A 16,705-nucleotide genomic window follows, 5' to 3' on the forward strand; every position below is an offset into this window, starting at 1 on the left:
CTGCGGACGCTCTGGGTCAGTTGGTGAGTGTCACGCAGGGCAGCCCGACGCTCTGCCCGCCCCGGAAGCCTTCCGCGCACAGCCGGGTGCCTGCCGGGAAATGGCGCTGGGGGTACGCCTGGTCGCGGTAGGTGCGGAACTTGGCGACGTCTTCGACCTTGGTGTTGGCGCTCCAGCCGTTGGTGGTCCACACGCGTGCGGAGATCCGGTTCGGCTGGTTGGTGTTGGTGACCGACACCTCCACCCTGCCCAGGTATGTTCCGGAGTCGTAGGTTTCGATGCAGACGGAGTGGTTGCACCACTTGCCGTCGGCTACCGCGGAGGGGCCGGCCGTGAGGACGCCGCCGAAGGCCGCAGCAATGGTGGCAACACCCGTGATGATCTTTCGGAATGTGGTCATGACTGCGATAACGACCAGGCCAGGCTCTTGTAACCGCCTCTCGATCGCGCGACTGGCCAGGTAGTCCCGCGGTGCCGAGCTGCCGCCCAGCGGAATCCCCCGGCCGAAGCACCCGCCGGGCCGGCTCAGGACGGTCAGCACCTCGTAGCCGTCCTCGCGGGCCCGGCGTGGATCACGCCGGGCCCGCGGTCCGGTCACGGTACTGGCTTGTGCCGTCCTCAGGATGCCGGATCGTCATAGGCCGGGCGGCGAGGAGGCCGGGCCGCCTCCCGTGGGCGGGCTACTGCCTGTCGACGGCGTCGGTTACGCCCTTCCAGCCGTCCAGGTCGGCGATCCGTGCCTCCAATGCGGGGCGCATGCCCGTCGCGCTGGAGGCGCCGAGGGCCAGGCGGAGCGGAGGGTTGGGGCTGTCGACCGCGGTCCGGATGCCGGCGGCGATCCGCGCGGCGGCGGAGAACGCGGACGGCGGCAGCTCCCCGATGCTTTTGTGGACCTCGCGCACGGTCTGGTCGTAGTCGCCGAGGCCGGCCGCGACGTCGAGGTTGGCCAGGAAGGGGGTCGCGGTCATCCCGGGCTGGATGATCGTGACCTTGATGCCGAGTGGTGCGACCTCGGCCACGAGCGCGTCCGACAGCCCCTCGACCGCGTACTTGGTGGCGGCCAGCAGACCCACGCCGGGATGGGCGGACTGCCCGTAGACCGACGAGCCCTGCAGGACGTGCCCGGACCGCTGGGCGCGGAGCACCGGCAGCGTCGCGCGGAGCACGTTGAGCACGCCGAAGACGTTGGTGTCGAACACGGCGCGGACCTGGGCGTCGGACGCCTCCTCAACGGCTCCGAACAGTCCGTATCCCGCGTTGTTGGCGACGACGTCGATGCGGCCGAACCGTGCGAGCGTGCTGTCCACCGCGTCCCGGACGGCCCGCTCGTCACGTACGTCCGCTCGGAGGAGAAGCAGGCGCTCGCCATGCGCTCGGGCCAGTTCGTCCAGGGAGGAGGTGTCCCGGGCGATGGCGGAGACCGAGTCGCCGTTCTCCAGTGCCTGGAGCGTCAGTTCGCGGCCGATGCCGGACGTCGCGCCGGTGATCAGCCATGTGCGGAGGGGGGCCTGGTGATTGGTTGTCATGTTGCGACCGTAAGTCGTTAGGTCGCAACCAGTCAACCTGATCGGTGAGGGAGGTTGCCGACTAGCCGGATTAGCGCCTTTGACGCTGATGTACTGTGGGAGGATGATCAATGCGCCATCCGGATCCCCGACACCCAGCCCGCGCACCGTCACGCCGACCGTGGAGACCGTCCTCGCGTTCGTGAACACGCGCGCGGACGGATCGGGTCGCCAGGAGCGGTTCGAGGACGGGGACTCGTTCGCGGCGTGGCTGACGGAGCATGACGAGTTCGGCGGCGAGACCCTGGTGACCGACGCCGACGCCGCGGTCGCGCGCGAGCTGCGCGATGCCCTGGTCACCCTGCTGCTCGCTCACTCGGGCGACGAGGAAAGCCTGGGCGAGCCGCTGCTGCGTGCCGAACGGCACCTGCGACGCGTGGGGTCGCTCTACCCGCTGGCGACGGTGGTCACGGCCGGCGGTGTGGAACTGACCTCGCCGCAAACGGGAGTGCCGCGCGTGATCGGAACCGTACTGGCCGCGGTGACGACGTTCGCGCAGACCAGCGACTGGGGGCGCATCAAGGCGTGCCGGAACCCGCCCTGCCATTTCGGGTTCCTCGACCGCACCCGCAACGGGGGCGGGCTGTACTGCAGTACCGGCTGCGGCTCCCAGGTGTCCATGCGCAAACACCGCCGGCGACAGCGCCATGGCAGCGGTACGCCGTCCGAGGCATGACCCCTCTTGCAGACCCCGCTCTCAGCGCGGACGTGTCGGTCCGGGTCTGAAGTCGTTCCCGGGCCTTGGCCAGGTCCGGGGTCGTCGGGTCCTCCCGGAGGAGGAGGCCGGACCGGGCCGCAGGTCCCGGACCAGGGGTGGACGGGACCTGCGTCCTCGTGCCCTTGGGCGATGTGCCGTACCAGGGCGGGTTCCTAGCCTCGGGGCATGCGATCACACGAAGCGGACGATGCTCAAGGAGACCCCGTGACCACTGTCAGCCCCGCCGCACGCCGTGCCCTGGCCGTGGGCCTCGCCCTGGCCGCCTGCCTCACGTCCTCCCCCGTCCTGGCCGCGGCCGCCGAAACCCCCGCCCGGGACAGCTCCGGGGCCGGACTGGACCGGTACTACCGCCAGTACCTCGACTGGGGCAGCTGCGTCAAGGGTCCCGACGACACCACGGGCCGCGACCTGGACCGGGCAGGCGTGCAGTGTGCGGACGTGACCGTGCCCCTGGACTACGCCGACCCCCGGGGGCGCACGATCACCGTGGCGATCTCCCGGCTGAAGGCCACCGACACCCGCCACCGCATCGGCGCGATCCTCCTCAACAACGGCGGTCCGGGCGGTCCCGCGCTGCAGTCCCCGCCGCAGGCCCGTGCGTCGATGAAGGAGGTCGGCACGCGCTACGACATCGTCGGCTTCGACCCGCGCTTCATCGGGCGCAGCACCGCGCTGGACTGCGGCTTGCCCGTCGGCATGACCTGGCTGTCCGCCGGCACCGGCCGGGCCGGTTTCGACCGTCAGGTCGCCCTGCAGAAGAGCGTGGCGGACAAGTGCCGGGCCGCCGACGCCGCGGTGCTCCCGCACATCACCACCCGCAATACGGCCCGCGACATGGACGTCATCCGCGGCACGCTCGGCGAGCGGCAGATCTCCTTCCTGGGCTACTCGTACGGCACCTACCTGGGCACGGTCTACACGCAGATGTTCCCCGGCCGCCACGACCGGATGGTGCTGGACGGGGCGATCAACCCGAGCGACTACCGCCCCCGGCTGCTGAAGGGCACCGAGCGTGAGAACGAGAAGGCGCTGTCCGACTGGGCGGCCTGGGCCGCGGAGCACCACGACACCTACGGCCTCGGCCGCAGCCGCGCCGAGGTGCTCGCCGCCGTCGACCGCGTCGTCGCGGCGGCCGCGCGCGGTCCGCTGACCATCGGCGCCGGCACCGACGCCTTCCGGATCGACGACAGCCAGGTGCCGCTCCTCCTCTTCTCGGGCATCGCGGACGACACCGCCCCGGCGCGGGCGTCGTTCGGCGAGCTGGTCTCCACACTGGCCAAAGCCGCGGAGGGCCGGCCGACGACGGTGCCACCGGCGCTCGTCCCGGAGCTCCGGTACGTGCTGCGCGGTGAGGGCGAGCCCACCGGCGCGCAGTCCGCGGTCATCTGCGGGGACGTGGCCGCCGCGCGCGATCCCGAGCTCTACTGGCGGGACATCGAGCGCAACCGCGCCGCGCACCCGCTGTTCGGCGCTCTGACCAACAACATCAACCCGTGCGCCTTCTGGGACCCGCCGCGCGAAGAGCCCACCCGGGTGCGGCGCGATGCCCCCGCGCTGATCGTCGCCGCCACCGGTGACCCGCGTACGACGTACAAGGGAAGCGTCGAGCTGCGCAAGCAGCTGCCGAGCTCCAGGCTGGTCACCCTCGAGGGCGCCAACCGGCACGCCCTCTTCGGGCGCTACGGCAACGCCTGCGTGGACGACCAGGTCAACCGGTACCTGGCCACCGGCAAGCTGCCGGCGAGGGACCGTACCTGTGTCAAGCAGGCGGGGTAGCGGCCCACGGGGCCCGTTGGCAGCGGCCGGCCCCAGACGGCTACTCCGCTCGGCGCGCGCCCTGGTCGAGGTGACGCAGGGCGACGGCCGCGTGGACGGCGGCCCCGGCCGCCATGGTCTCCTCGTCGAAGACGACCCGGTTCGAATGGCAGTCATCGGCAGCATCGGGGGGCGTGCCCGGCGGGCGGGCGCCGAGGAAGGCCATGACGCCCGGCACCCGTTGCAGGACGTAGGAGAAGTCCTCCGCGCCCATGAAAGGAGCCGGCAACCGCGCCACCGCGCCCCGGCCCAGGACGGACTCGGCAGCGCCGGTGACCGTCGCCGTCATGGCGGGATCGTTGAGGACGGGCGGGTAGCCCTCGGTCAGGTCGGTCTCCGCGTGCGCGCCGTGGACTGCGGCGATCCCCGAGGCGAGGCGACGGACCGCAGTACGTACGGCCTGCCGGGCGTCGGGGGTCAGGGTGCGCATGGTGCCGTGGAGTTCGGCCCGCTCGGGGATGACGTTCGAGGCGGTACCCGACTCGAAGCGGGTGATGGTGACCACCGCGGGCTCGCACGCGTCCACCGTGGCCGGCACCAGGCCCTGCAACGCCTGGGTGATGGCGCACGCCACCGGGATCGGGTTGAGCGCCAGATGCGGTGCGGAAGCGTGTCCCCCGCGTCCCCGGACGGTGATGCGGATCCGGTCCGACGCCGCGAACATCGCTCCGGGGCGCAGGTGGAGCGTGCCGGTGGGGAAGCGGGTGGTGACGTGGAGGGCGAACGCCGCGCTGACGCCGTCGAGGACGCCTTCGTCGATCATGCGCAGGGCTCCTCCCCCGCTCTCCTCCGCCGGCTGGAACATGAACACCACCCGGCCGGCCAGCTGCTCCCGGCGGGCGGCGAGCAGCCGGCACGCGCCGTAGAGCATCGCGGTGTGCAGATCGTGCCCGCAGGCGTGCATCGCCCCGGCCACCGTGGACGCGTACGGCAGGCCGGTCTCCTCGGTCAGGGGCAGGGCGTCCATGTCGCCGCGCAGCAGGACCGTCGGCCCGGGGGCTGTTCCTTCCAGGACCGCGGTGACCGAGCTGAGTGCGGTGCCGGGCGCCACCGACACCGGAAGCCCCTCAAGCGCCGTGAGCACGGCTTGCTGCGTGCGCGGCAGGTTCGGCCCCAGCTCCGGAACCCGGTGCAGCGCGCGGCGCACCGCCGTCATGTGCGGCAGCAGGCTCTTCGCCTCTTCCAGCAGTCCGGTCACCGTGATGAGTCCTCTTGGGGGGAAGTCGGGGGAGGTTCTTCTCCATGGCTGCCACGCCTGGACCACACACTGTTCTCCCGGCGGTCGTGAGTGGCGCTGGAATGCCCGACCCCGGAACAGCCCGCCGCGGACGGCGTCGCTGGGGCCAGGGGCCTGGGTAGTAGCCGCCCCTTGACCGTGCGAGGAGACGGTAGTCGCGTACCGGCGCGGCCCGGCGCGGCCCGACGCGGCCCGACGCGGCCGCCGTCCGTTGCCCTGCCCGCCCACAGCGCGCACTCCTTCCGCCACCTCGCCGCGGGCGACTCTGGTGCATCGCAGAGCACGCCGACCATCACGAGGGCACCAACAGCCGCGTCCACACCCGAGCAGCCCTGCTGCTCCCGGCGCGTACCCCGCGCCGGGAGCAGTAGGGCTGCCGCCCCCGCGGGGCAGTGCCTTCGGCCGCTGGTCAGACGCTGCCGCGCCAGGCACCCGTCTCCTGGCCGCGGTCCTCGATGAAGTGCTTGAACCGCTTCAGGTCGCCCTTGACCTGCCGGTCGACGAAGCCGAACTTGTCACCGATGTTCTCCGCCATCCCCTCCGGATCGAAGTCCATCATCAGCGTCACTTCCGTATGCGCCGGATCGATCGGCCGGAACGTCACCAGCCCCGACTGCTCCGTCTCACCTCCCACCGTCACCCAGGCGACCTTCATGTCCGGGATCTGCTCGGTGATCTCAGCGTCGAACTCCCGCTGGACGCCGCCCACCTTCGTCACCCAGTGCGTGAGTGTGTCGCTGCGCTGTTCGATCCGCTCCACGCCCTCCATGAACTGCGGGAACGACTCGAACTGCGTCCACTGGTTGTAGGCGGTCGTCACCGGCACGTCAACCTCGATCGACTCCTTGACCTGCGACATCAGATAGCTCCTTCCAGCTACGGCACGCCGCCGGCGGACGCCGGCGGCCAGGACATCCCTGCCCCGCAACCGCCCCTGCCCCGCCCCGCCCAGCCGACACCACCCGCCCGGGGAACGTTCTCCTGGCGTGTCCCGGGCAACCAGCCCACCGACCGAGCGCGCCCGAGACGGAGCCGCTACAGGCAGACGGCTCGGGGAGAGCAACCAAGGGACACGGCCGGGCGTTGATCCCGCATGACCACCCCACACGAAAACATCACCCCCCTGAGCGGCCCGGTCCTCCTGTCCCAGGGATGTCTCGATGCCCTGCACCATCTGAAGGAGAAGAGGGACGTCAACACGGCGCTCCTGCGTCTGGAGGACGACGTCCTGGCGGCGGAGGCGGAGGCGAACTGGACCCATGACGAACTCCTCCAGGCCCTGCCCGCGGCCGAGCCACGCCTGGTCGTGCACGAACTGTCCTTCGCCACCCCCACCGGCACCCGCAGACACGAACCCCTCCTGATCCTGTGGATGCCCCCGCCCGCCGGCACGCGGGAAGAGGCCTACACCGCGGCCTACACCACCCTGCAAGAAGCCCTCACCGAGGTCCGCGTACACCTGACCGCCCGCCACCGCGACCAGCTCGCCTACCTCCGCCTCGTCCACCTCGCCGACTGAACTCCGGCAGCAGGCCCCGCGCGTTGGACACCCGCCCCGGGGAAGCGCCGGGCCAGGACGGGAAGGGGCGCGCGGGCCCGGCCCGCGGGCGGCGAGCTCCAGCAGGTGCCACGCCGGGGCTGTCTGGCGCTGCTGTTGAAAAGGCGTGGCTGCCCGTCAGTCGTGATGCGACAATCCGTCCGCATCTTGATCCCATCCGCGCTTCGGAGGTCCGCATGGACATCGTCTCGCTGCTGCCGCTGACCACGCCCCGCTTGTCGCTGCGGCTGTTCACTCCCGGCGACGCCGACGACCTGTACGCCTACCAGAGCCTGCCGAGCGTGGCACGTTACCTGTACCGGCCTGCGCACACGCGGGAGCGCAGCCGGCAGGTTGCGGCCGAGCGCGCGGCGCACTCGGTTTGGCGCGCCGACGGGGACAAGCTGGCGCTCGCCGTGTGCCGACGCGATGAGCGCGGCGTCCTCGGCGAGGTGACGCTCACCCTGGCCGATGCCCGCGCCGCCCAGGCCGAGATCGGCTGGACTCTCGACCCACGTCACCAGGGGCACGGCTATGCGACCGAGGCGGCCGGGGCACTGGCGGGGTTCGCCTTCGACAGGCTGGGCGTGCACCGGCTCTACGCACGGCTGGACGTGGAGAACACCGGGTCTGTGCGGGTCTGTGAGCGCCTCGGGATGCGTCGGGAGGCGCACCTGGTCGAGAACGACCTCGACGGGGACCGCTGGGGCAGCGAGTACGTCTACGCGGCGCTGGCAGCGGACATTGGCGGTCAGTCAGGCAGTTGAGCCGGACGCCGCCTGCTTCGACAAGCAGCCGCCCGACGGCGAACCCACGCTGCGCGATGTCTTCGGGAAACGGCAGGCCGTGGCCACCGGCGAACGCCCGCATGGGGGTGCCTGCTGCTGGTCAAGGATGATGTGGGGATGACTGATCAGGTTGCCGTCGTGATTCCGGCGCAGGTGTTCGACGAGGAGCGCATACCCGACCTCGTTGGCGACTCCGCGATGGCCGAGCGCTTTACCGTGGGTGGTGCCAGCGTCGTCATGGGTCCTTCAGGGATGCTGATCATCGCGGAAGTGGGTGACGACCCGTCCAGGAGCGGTGTGTGGAACGCGGAGGAGGTCCGTCTGTTCGGGCCCGCCCCGGCACCGGTGACCGACCGACTCATGGGGGCGCCCTGGGGCGCGGGCGAGAGCTCGTTGCCGATCCACATCGCGGTCCGTCTGGAGGAACAGGTCCTGTACCTGGGCAGTGCTCAGGTGAGCCAGGTCGGCACGTCCGACGGTGTGCTGACCGACTGCGAACTGCTCCTTGAATCGCCGCTGACCAGGGACCTTCTGGACAGGGTGCGTCCGCCCCGTCCGCCCCTTCCCCCGCTGGACCTGCCCGGCGTGGAGTGGCTCAGGCATGTGAACGGCGACCGTGCCGCAGCCCTGGACGAGTTCGTCACGGGCTGGTACCCCGCCGTCGCCGAATCGCCGTCCACTCACCCGGTGTCCCCTCTGCCTGGCGGCCTGAGACAGCTCTACCGGCTCGCGGAGAAACGGCCAGAGGTACTGGGAGTCCAGAACAGGATCCTGCCCGCACCGGACCTGCACACCGACCACCTCGGGGAGATGCTCGTCTTCGGCGTCGAGAACCAAGGAGGCTTCTCCTGGTCGCTCCAGTGGACGCTTGACGAGCACGAAGCCGATCCGACCATCTGGTTCCGTGAGTTCGACGAGGAGCCCATTGCCGAGAAGGAGCCACTCAGTGGCTTCCTGATCCAGTTCTCCCTCTTCGAGGCTTCCATGGGCGCCGGCTACCTGGCCCTGCCCCCCAGACTCACGGCACCACAGGTTGACCGACTGACCCAAGCACTGCACCTTGTGCCCCTCCGGCCTTTCCTGCCCTGGGCCTCCACGCACTTCTACGTGGCCCCCGGCCTCGTCATGCACGTCAGCACCGAGGACGGAGAGGAATTCGAGGCCTGGGCCGGCGCTACCGACCGGAGCGCCCTGGCCCCGCTGGCCGACGTTCCCATCGACTGGAGGCGCTTCGACGGCTGACCGTCACGGGAGCGCTCGCTCCGCAGTCGGTCCGCACAGTCCAGCGCGCCCGTCACAAGCCACTTCCGGTACTCCTGCTCCTCCTCGGGCCCCTGCCTCGTCGCGGCCGGCGGGTCGGGGACCTCCACCAGGTGCGTTTCCTGCTCGCCCGCGTGGAACAGCTCCGCCTCCACCGTCGCGGGCTCGCCGCTGCGGCGTTGGAGGGGTGCTGGGCATGCGGTGTCGAGGCGGTCACGGGGCCGGCGCCAGGGTCAGCGGTCGCGACGTGCTCCTGTCGCCAGCCGCTCCGGAGCCTGACTGCCGTCCTCCTGGGTGTGGACGACGGCGCCGGTGACGGTGAACGCGATGTCCAGACTGCGGCACATCCGCTGCGTGCGAGCCATGGCGCTGAGCGTGGCGGGACCCGGTTCACCGGCGGGCAGTTCGAGGACGACCTGCTCCGGGTGGTGGGTGGTGACGAGCGCTTCGATCTGGAAGGCCACCGCCGCCCGGTTGGTGATGTCCAGGCCGTGGAGGACCTTCACCGTGAGGGTGCCGCGGTCGAGAGCATGGGTGATCAACATCCACAAGCCTCCAAAGAGCCCGGGCGGGACGCGAAGCCCACCACACCTACCTCCAGCATGCAGGCGTGCGGGTCGTCGGCGCACGAACCACGCAGGGGCACGCCCAAGCCGGCCCGGGAACCGAGCCGGGAACCGAGCCGGGAACCGAGCGGGCATCGTCGACGTCGGGCCGAACGACTGCGTCGCTGGTCACGGTCGTGGTTCAGCGGGCGGCCAGGAGCCGGTGGATGGGCGTCCAGTCCATGTGCTCCTCCTCGGTACCCGGGGGGACGAGGGTGTAGGTGATCTGCAGCCACGCGATCAGCTGCGTCCGGTCGAGACTGAGCAGGGCGTGATCAGGATGGGGGCCGAGGCGCAGCCACAGCCGGCCACCGTCGACCGGGTCGGGCCAGCCGACGACGTCGCTGCTGCCGACGAGTGAACGGGTGGCGGCGGCCAGCAGGTCGCGTCCCAGGACCCAGATGATGTCCTGCCGGCAGTGGAAGACGGCTTTCACACACAAGGGGTCGTCCGACCGATAGGTGAAGGTCACCGGCACCGTGAGCGGGTGAGAAGGGTGGGGGAGGTACTGGCGGGCGAACGTGGACCAGCGGGCATCGCGGCGGGCCGCGCCGGGGCGAGGGGTGATCTCCACGGGATCCAATCCTGGGCGGGAGCGTGGTGGGCGATGCCCCCCGTCTGCCCCCTGCGAGCGCTCTGACGCGTCGCTGCTGTCCGCCGACCGGGTGGAACACCGCAGCCAGACCATCCGCGACCCGGTGTGGATCTCGTAGCTTGATCATTCCGCAGGGGGCCGGCCGTTTCGTCGCTGTGCTGGGGTGCGGGGCGCACGGCAGTGGTCCGCACGGGGCACCGGGCGCAGATGAGCGAGCGCTGTCGGCGCCGCGGGAGTCTGTGCAACACACCGCCGCGGGCCGGGCGCGGTATGCGCGCGATGTCGTCGCACCGCCGTACCCACTCGTCGCCGGTTACCGCCTTGAGACTATGTTGGCTGTGGGTGACGGCGCCGACCAGTAGCAGGGCCAGTAGTCAGGTCACAGCGCGCGGGCCTGAAGCCGTAGCCGACGGTCACGTCCTGGACGTGTCCCCCAGCAGCGCCAGGATCGTCCGGGCCGCAGCCCGGCACCGCCTTCCCGGCACCCACCCTGGACGGCCTGGCGGACCGGCTCCGGACGGCCGGCCGCCCCGCCGACGCTAGGCGTACTCGGGACGGGTGAGAAGTGCCGTGCGCGGTACTCGCCGCAGGGCGAGGGCCGGTGCTTCACCCGGCCCTGGAGACCGCGAGCCGCCTGGTAGAGCGGTGACCGGGGGTTGACGCTGGCGGAATCCACGCTTCGGGTGCAGGCTGAGGGCCCCGGGGGAGGAGGGTGCCGTGCTCGTCGTCAACGCCGTCTCGGCGGCAGGGGCGTGGCTGCTGTTGCTGATCGCCGCCGTCCTGCGCCTTCGCCCGGGCCGCGGCCCGCTGGACCTGCGGCTCTCCCCCGTCGAGACCGGCCTGCTGCGCGGCGGTGCGCGGGGTGCGGCCCAGTGCGGGCTGATCGAGCTGTACCTGGCCGGTTCGGTCGAGGCCGGATGGCGGCGGACCGTGGAGCCCGGCAGGGCCCGGCTGCCGCGCGGCTGCTCCGAGGTGGCCCGCGCCCAGTTCCACGTACTGTACAAACCCCTCCACCCGCGCCGCCTCCAGAACACGGAGCGGGTACGGCGGGCCGTCCGCGGGGTGTCGGAAGAGCTGGAGCGGGCCGGGCTGGTGGTGTCCCGCAGGCGGGTGCGGGCCGTACGGAGCCTGCTGCTGCCGGTCTTCGCGGCCGCGCCGCTCGCCGCCGCGGCGGGCGGGCCGGACACGGCGGTGTGGCTGGCGCTCGGTCTCCTCGCCGACGCGGGCGCGGTTGCCTTGTGGGTAGGGCCCCGCCGCACCCTGCGCGGGGCGGCACTGCTCGCCCGGCTGCGCCGCGACCACGCGGGAGTCCGCACGGCGACCCGGAGCCGGCCGGACGAGCTCCTGCTGAGCATCGCCCTGTTCGGCGCCCCGGCCCTCCGCGCCCAGCTCCCCCGGTTCACGGAGGAGAGCGGCCTGCTGACCCGCCCGCCGGGAACGCCGATGAACCGGGGCGGCGGAGGCTCAGGCGAAGCGTTCGCGAGCTGCGGGGGCTAGAGCCTGTCTGACAAATGATCATCGGGCGGTTCGCGGCGCCACAACATCACAGCTGCCAGGACGATTCCATCCCAACAGAGCTTGGTGCGCAGACTGGCCGGACGCCCTGCCGTCCGCGGTCCCGGCGCGCTACGGTTCGGAGTGTTGCGGTGACCGATGACGCTCAGGGGGCTGGCGTGCAATGGCATACGAAACGCGCGTGGTGGGGGACGGCCGTTGCAATCGGCTTGGCGGCCGGGCTGGCCAGCTGTTCCAGCGGGGAGGCACAGGGCCCCTCACGGCAACCGACTGCGGCGGCGGGCGCGCCGACTGCGAAGCCGAGCGCGCAGCCATCCCCAAGTGGCCGGCTTGATCTGATGATGCCCACGGCAGAGGAACTGCCCGCAGGCTGGCGGCTCTCCGGGGAGGACTCTGTTGGCTGGCGGGACGCCGCCCCGGCCATAGACGATGGGGGGCTGCTGACGTGCGGTGCCCTGCCCCAAGAGGCCGCCGAGCGCTCCAGCGGGCCGTACCAGCTGGTTCTGAGTGTGGGCAACGAGGACGGCGGTGACGGCGCGCACTTCCGTCTGAGCCTGAACAACGAGGAACAGGCCAAACGGAATCTGGGCCTCGTCCGCAAGCTGTTGAATTGCTGGAATCCGAAGGACGCCGGAGTCGGAGATGAGAGCCTGAGCTTCACAGCCGAGCGGTTCACGCATGTCGTGCTGCGCGTGGGCGGCATAGAAGCGCAGATCGACACGCCGAAGGAAGGCGCGAGCCCGTCGGCGGAGGCGTGGGCGGACGTGATGGCACGACGGATCCGCTCGGTGTTGGCGGGCGACCATCCGACAGGGCGGATCACGACGGGCTAAGGCGTGTCGGACAAATGATCACCTCGCTGGTTCGCGGAGCCAGAGGATCAGTGAGGCCAGGACGATTCCGGCGCGGTAGCGGTTGGCGAGCTTGTCGAACCTGGTCGCGATCGCACGGAACTGCTTGAGGCGTGCGAAGCAGCGTTCGACCACGTTGCGGTCGCGGTAGACCTCCTTGTCGAAGGCGGGCGGCCGGCCGCCGAGGCGCCCCCGGCGCCGGCGGTTGGCCGCTTGGTCGCGGCGCTCGGGGATCGTGACGGCGATGCCCCGACGCCGCAGCAGGTGCCGGATCGCCCGGCTGGAGTAGGCCTTGTCGCCCAGGACTCGGATCGGTGTCGTGCGCGGGCGGCCGGAGTGGGCCCGCGGAACACGGATCCCGTCGAGGACGTCGGCGAACGCGGTGGCGTCGTTGACGTTGCCGGGCGTGAGCACGATGGACAGGGGCAGGCCCCGGCCGTCGACGGCGAGGTGGACCTTGGTGGTCAGCCCGCCTCGGGACCGGCCGAGGGCTTGGCGCGTCTGCGAGCGGCCCGGATCTTCCAGTTCGTCGCGGTTTGCGTCCCCCTTTTGCGTGCGTCGGCGGCGTGCTGGTGGGCTCGGTTGACGGTGGAGTCGACAGCTACGGTCCACTCCACCCGGCCCACCGCGTCGTCGCGGACCTGGACGTGCTCCAACAGCCTTGCCCACGTGCCGTCCGCCTCCCAGCGGGCGAACCGCTCGTAGACGGTCTGCCACGGCCCGTACCGCTCAGGCAGGTCACGCCACGGAGCACCGGTCCGCAACCGCCACAGCACACCATTGACCACCTGCCGGTGATCACGCCACGGCCGACCACGCCCGTCCACCAGCGGCAACAAGGGCGCTATCCGCTCCCACGCCGCATTCGTCAACTCACCTCGATCCGACACAAGATCAATTATCAGACAGGCCTTAGGCCGATTCTGTCGGATCATCTGCTCGTTGGTTGATGCGTTTCGTTGGCTGACGCCGTCTGCTCCGAGCGGGGGGTGAGGTTGTCAGTGGTGGTTCGTAGGCTGCCCGGGTGAACGTCGATGATCTTTCCTGGCAGTCGCTGACCCTGGGCGGCGTCTCCCCGCGACTGGTGCGCGCCCTTCTCGACCTCGGCCGGCTGGAGTTGCTGGTCCAGGCGGCCCGCGAGGGCGGGGACTGGCACTGCGCGGAGGCCGCCGCGCGGGCCTTGTGCGCGGCCGGCGAGTTCGAGCGGGCGCTGGCGCTGACGGGCCCGTTCGCGGACATCGGCTGGAGGCCCGCCCAGTGGGTCACCGCCGAGGTGATGATCCAGCAGGGCCGGGCGGAAGAGGCGCTCGCGGCGGTGCGACCGGACGGATCCGGCCTGGGCGACGGCCACGTCTGCGCCCGCTACGCCGAGCTGGCGGTCATGGCCGACCGGGTCGACGAGGCCGTCGACGTGCTCGCACCCCACCTCGGCGAGCCCTGGCTGCTGAGGCACCTGGTCGAGGTGACCGAAGGCCGGGACGGGGACGACCGGGTGCTGGACCTGCTCGCCCGCGCGGAGGAGCGGGCCGGCCGGCTGCCGGAGGCCCTTGCGCTCCTCCGCTCGTCCAGCCACAGCCGGGCCGCCTCCGAGCTGACCTACATGCTGGTCAGGCACGGCCGCCCGGCCGAGGCCCTGGCCGCCGTCCCCTCGATCGCCGAACAACGCGCGGCCATGGAGCGGCAGCCCCGGACGGACGACCCCTGGGCCGGTGCGGCCGGCATCTCCGCCGAGCCGCCGCCGCTCTAGGGAGGGATGGTCTACCGCATCAAGTACCGATCCCAGACGAGGAAGATGCCCTGCCCCCTGATGGGGGTCGGGCGCGTGTGCCTGACCCCCATGAGGCAAGTGCCGGCGAGGTGCCTGGCCGGCCTGGGCCGTTCGGGCGCCCTGGGGACCGATGGTGGGGAAGCGCGTCCACCGCGGTTGCCCGAGGGCGAGCCCCGAAGGTCAGGCCAGGTTGATGTTCTCGGCCTGGGGGCCCTTCTGGCCCTGCGTGACGTCGAACGTCACGGCCTGGCCCTCCTGGAGCTCACGGTAGCCCGTCGAGTTGATCGCCGAGTAGTGGGCGAAGACGTCCGGGCCGCCGCCGTCCTGGGCGATGAAGCCGAAGCCCTTCTCCGCGTTGAACCACTTCACAGTTCCGGTAGCCATGTTCATGCCTTCCAGTCGACGGACGCCTCCCGCCCTATGCGGAAGACGGAGGTGATCGCCCTGGTTCCTGCGGCACAGCACAGCAAAACACCCACGCCGAAGGCGTGGGCAAGGGAACTTCCGAACCACGACAGCTGACACAGACGATACCGTCGGCAACGGCTTGTCACCAGAGGAATCGAGCCGGTGCGTCCTGGCGGAGCGGGTCGGGGGCCGTCTCAGGCCGCAGCGTCCGGGCCGGCCGAATCGGCGGCGCGACGGTACTCGGCGTTGAGGCGCTGGGCCTCTTCGAGCTGGTCCTCGAGGATGATGATGCGGCAGGCGGCCTCGATGGGGGTGCCCTGGTCGACGAGTTCCCGGGCGCGGGCGGCGATGCGCAGCTGGTAGCGGGAGTAGCGGCGGTGGCCGCCGGCGGAGCGGAGCGGCGTGATGAGGCGGGCCTCGCCGATCGCGCGGAGGAAGCCCTGGGTCGTGCCGAGCATCTCGGCGGCCCGGCCCATGGTGTAGGCGGGATAGTCGTCGTCGTCCAGGTGGCCGCCCAGCGGGCCGGCCGGGTTGTCTGCTGTCATGGAACCTCTCTCATAAAGCGGGTGAACGCGTTGAGGGGCCCTGGCGCCATAGCGCCAGGGCCCCGAAGGAACAGCTACACCATCTGCCGGCCCTGATGCTGCGCCGGCTTTCCGTTGCCGCTCGCCCGACCTGAACGGCGTCGGGAGTGCGGGGATCGCGGTTGCTTGACCGGAGACCACCTCACTATCGATGTCCTGCGGTACCCGGGCTCTGCTTTCCGCCCGGGCGATCCTGATGGCGCTCGGCTCCTCCGTTCTTTCCCTCTCGGACAAATCACTTACGGGTACTGCTGGGTACTGCCGGGTACTGCACCACTGCGTCAACTGCTCGCGGCGGCCCCTGATGACTGCGGGCCACCCGGTGCGGCCGTCAGCCCCGTCGCCGGGAACCGCTCCGGCTTCGACGCTCCACGGCCGCACCGTCCTGCAACTGCGGGTACTGCTGCCCGCCAGTTCATCTCTGCCGGGCCCTTCGTTCTCTCTGGCTACGAGAGAAACCATACCTAGACCACCGGGGAATGTCTACTCCGGCCGTCATAGATTTTGGGTGGGCGGCACAGAAGGTAATCGGAGGTCCGCGCGCCAGGGCTCGTCCGGGTCTGATCCTCGCCGGGGAGGCTCAGTGGGTGCTCGCGCGTCGGCGCCGGCGGAGCACGACGGCTCCGCCCGCGAGGGCGAGTGCGGCGCCGGAACCGCCGGCGAGGAGCAGGGTGGCGGACGGGGCGTCACCCTCCGCGCCCTGGAGGCTGTAGCCGCTGGAGTAGCCGGCGGTGTCGTACTCCGAGCCGGGCAGCTTGTCGGCGTAGCGGGCCTTGACCAGTTTCTGGTAGTCGGTGAGTGACACCGATGCCTGGCCGCCGAGTCCTTGCCGGGCCTGGTCGTTGAGGGGTTCGACGGTGGTGAGCTTGAGCTGGTACCAGCCGCGGATCTGCGGCTCGGTGAAGACCAGTGTGCCCAGGGTGGCCTTGCCGGCGTATGTGGCGTCGTGGTCGCCGTCGCGCACGCCTGCCAGGTGCCAGCCGCCGCCCTGGGTGGGGGCGAGCATGACGGTGGCGTTGCGGCCGTTGACGGTGGTGCTGAGCGAGGAGACCAGCTGTGTCAGCTTGAGCGCCTCTGTGGGCAGTGGCTTGGCGGTGCCCGCGACGAACCCGGGGGTGATCTCGTTCAGTGCCACCGGGTCTTTGATCGTGAAGGCCGGGAGGCCCTGGCAGGGCTCGGTCGTTTCGGGGATGGTCTGCACCGGCCCGCCGGCGCCGTCGGTGGGCACCGGAGTGCGCAGGAAGCGGCAGACGGTGTTGCGGACGTCGGTGGATTTCACCGCGTCGAGGGCGGCCTGGTAGTCGGGGATGTCGGCCGGGAGGGGGTCCCTGGCGGTCGCCGCGTGCGTGGGACCGGGACCGACGACGGACAGCAGCGCGGACGCACTCACTGCGATGACGAGAGACAGGCGGGAGGAGCGGGAGGCCGCCCGCTCGTTGGGCGTTTCGGTGTCGCGCAT

General features: G+C 71.1%; 18 protein-coding genes. 8 read left to right on the forward strand and 10 right to left on the reverse strand.

Annotated elements, in window-relative coordinates; genetic code table 11:
* Positions 1-16: 16 nt before the first annotated feature.
* Complete coding sequence (locus SSNG_RS33535) at positions 17-400, reverse strand: hypothetical protein (RefSeq protein WP_042804596.1); 384 nt, start codon at positions 398-400, stop codon at positions 17-19.
* Positions 401-680: 280 nt separating this feature from the next.
* Entirely contained in the window at positions 681-1,526 is an 846-nt protein-coding gene (locus SSNG_RS33540) for an SDR family NAD(P)-dependent oxidoreductase (protein ID WP_007268409.1), read from the reverse strand.
* Between the two features lie 103 nt (positions 1,527-1,629).
* Between SSNG_RS33540 and SSNG_RS33545 the strand changes: the two genes are divergently transcribed.
* Complete coding sequence (locus SSNG_RS33545) at positions 1,630-2,241, forward strand: CGNR zinc finger domain-containing protein (protein ID WP_128637597.1); 612 nt, start codon at positions 1,630-1,632, stop codon at positions 2,239-2,241.
* A 246-nt stretch (positions 2,242-2,487) separates the two neighbouring features.
* Positions 2,488-4,059: an alpha/beta hydrolase gene (locus SSNG_RS33550; RefSeq protein ID WP_007268411.1), complete on the forward strand. Its 1,572-nt coding sequence runs from the start codon at positions 2,488-2,490 to the stop codon at positions 4,057-4,059.
* Positions 4,060-4,099: 40 nt separating this feature from the next.
* Here the strand turns inward: SSNG_RS33550 and SSNG_RS33555 are convergent, their stop codons facing one another.
* The gene (locus tag SSNG_RS33555; RefSeq protein WP_007268412.1) at positions 4,100-5,296 is read right to left on the reverse strand and encodes a M20 family metallopeptidase; all 1,197 of its coding nucleotides are present in this window, start codon (positions 5,294-5,296) and stop codon (positions 4,100-4,102) included.
* Between the two features lie 448 nt (positions 5,297-5,744).
* Positions 5,745-6,194, reverse strand: coding sequence for an SRPBCC family protein (locus SSNG_RS33560; protein ID WP_007268413.1), 450 nt, complete (start codon positions 6,192-6,194; stop codon positions 5,745-5,747).
* 234 nt (positions 6,195-6,428) lie between these two features.
* Here SSNG_RS33560 and SSNG_RS33565 point away from each other — a divergent pair, with 234 nt between their 5' ends.
* The 3 genes from SSNG_RS33565 (at position 6,429) to SSNG_RS33575 (ending at position 8,902) form a co-directional block, all read left to right on the forward strand.
* Positions 6,429-6,854 (forward strand): cofilin family protein, encoded by a 426-nt coding sequence (locus tag SSNG_RS33565; protein WP_241695298.1) that lies wholly within the window; start codon positions 6,429-6,431, stop codon positions 6,852-6,854.
* A 215-nt stretch (positions 6,855-7,069) separates the two neighbouring features.
* The gene (locus SSNG_RS33570; protein ID WP_007268415.1) at positions 7,070-7,639 is read left to right on the forward strand and encodes a GNAT family N-acetyltransferase; all 570 of its coding nucleotides are present in this window, start codon (positions 7,070-7,072) and stop codon (positions 7,637-7,639) included.
* Positions 7,640-7,777: 138 nt separating this feature from the next.
* A complete protein-coding gene (locus tag SSNG_RS33575) occupies positions 7,778-8,902 on the forward strand; it encodes a hypothetical protein (protein ID WP_042804597.1) in 1,125 nt (374 codons plus the stop codon).
* Positions 8,903-9,153: 251 nt separating this feature from the next.
* Here SSNG_RS33575 and SSNG_RS33580 read toward each other — a convergent pair whose 3' ends face one another.
* Together SSNG_RS33580 and SSNG_RS38350 are read right to left on the reverse strand one after the other, a co-directional pair.
* A complete protein-coding gene (locus tag SSNG_RS33580) occupies positions 9,154-9,465 on the reverse strand; it encodes a hypothetical protein (protein ID WP_050779976.1) in 312 nt (103 codons plus the stop codon).
* A 202-nt stretch (positions 9,466-9,667) separates the two neighbouring features.
* Positions 9,668-10,099, reverse strand: coding sequence for an SsgA family sporulation/cell division regulator (locus SSNG_RS38350; RefSeq protein ID WP_050779978.1), 432 nt, complete (start codon positions 10,097-10,099; stop codon positions 9,668-9,670).
* 738 nt (positions 10,100-10,837) lie between these two features.
* Between SSNG_RS38350 and SSNG_RS33590 the strand changes: the two genes are divergently transcribed.
* Entirely contained in the window at positions 10,838-11,617 is a 780-nt protein-coding gene (locus tag SSNG_RS33590; RefSeq protein WP_007268419.1) for a TIGR04222 domain-containing membrane protein, read from the forward strand.
* A 149-nt stretch (positions 11,618-11,766) separates the two neighbouring features.
* Complete coding sequence (locus SSNG_RS33595) at positions 11,767-12,468, forward strand: hypothetical protein (RefSeq protein ID WP_129593408.1); 702 nt, start codon at positions 11,767-11,769, stop codon at positions 12,466-12,468.
* A gap of 18 nt (positions 12,469-12,486) precedes the next feature.
* Here SSNG_RS33595 and SSNG_RS40665 read toward each other — a convergent pair.
* A protein-coding gene (locus SSNG_RS40665) for an IS5 family transposase (protein WP_128637599.1) occupies positions 12,487-13,421 on the reverse strand; the annotation gives its coding sequence in 2 pieces (ribosomal slippage) (positions 12,487-13,019 and positions 13,019-13,421; 936 coding nt in all).
* Between the two features lie 89 nt (positions 13,422-13,510).
* On the opposite strand from SSNG_RS40665, the gene SSNG_RS33610 reads away from it, so the two are divergent.
* Positions 13,511-14,233, forward strand: coding sequence for a hypothetical protein (locus SSNG_RS33610; RefSeq protein ID WP_007268423.1), 723 nt, complete (start codon positions 13,511-13,513; stop codon positions 14,231-14,233).
* Positions 14,234-14,434: 201 nt separating this feature from the next.
* Here SSNG_RS33610 and SSNG_RS33615 read toward each other — a convergent pair whose 3' ends face one another.
* From SSNG_RS33615 to SSNG_RS33625, 3 genes are all read right to left on the reverse strand, one after another.
* Positions 14,435-14,638, reverse strand: coding sequence for a cold-shock protein (locus SSNG_RS33615; RefSeq protein WP_007268424.1), 204 nt, complete (start codon positions 14,636-14,638; stop codon positions 14,435-14,437).
* 218 nt (positions 14,639-14,856) lie between these two features.
* Positions 14,857-15,207 carry a MerR family transcriptional regulator gene (locus tag SSNG_RS33620; protein WP_007268425.1) on the reverse strand — a complete coding sequence of 117 codons (351 nt, stop codon included), beginning with the start codon at positions 15,205-15,207 and terminating at the stop codon, positions 14,857-14,859.
* Between the two features lie 619 nt (positions 15,208-15,826).
* The gene (locus SSNG_RS33625) at positions 15,827-16,705 is read right to left on the reverse strand and encodes a hypothetical protein (protein WP_007268426.1); all 879 of its coding nucleotides are present in this window, start codon (positions 16,703-16,705) and stop codon (positions 15,827-15,829) included.

It is taken from the genome of Streptomyces sp. C (assembly GCF_000158895.1).
Classification (GTDB): domain Bacteria; phylum Actinomycetota; class Actinomycetes; order Streptomycetales; family Streptomycetaceae; genus Streptomyces; species Streptomyces racemochromogenes.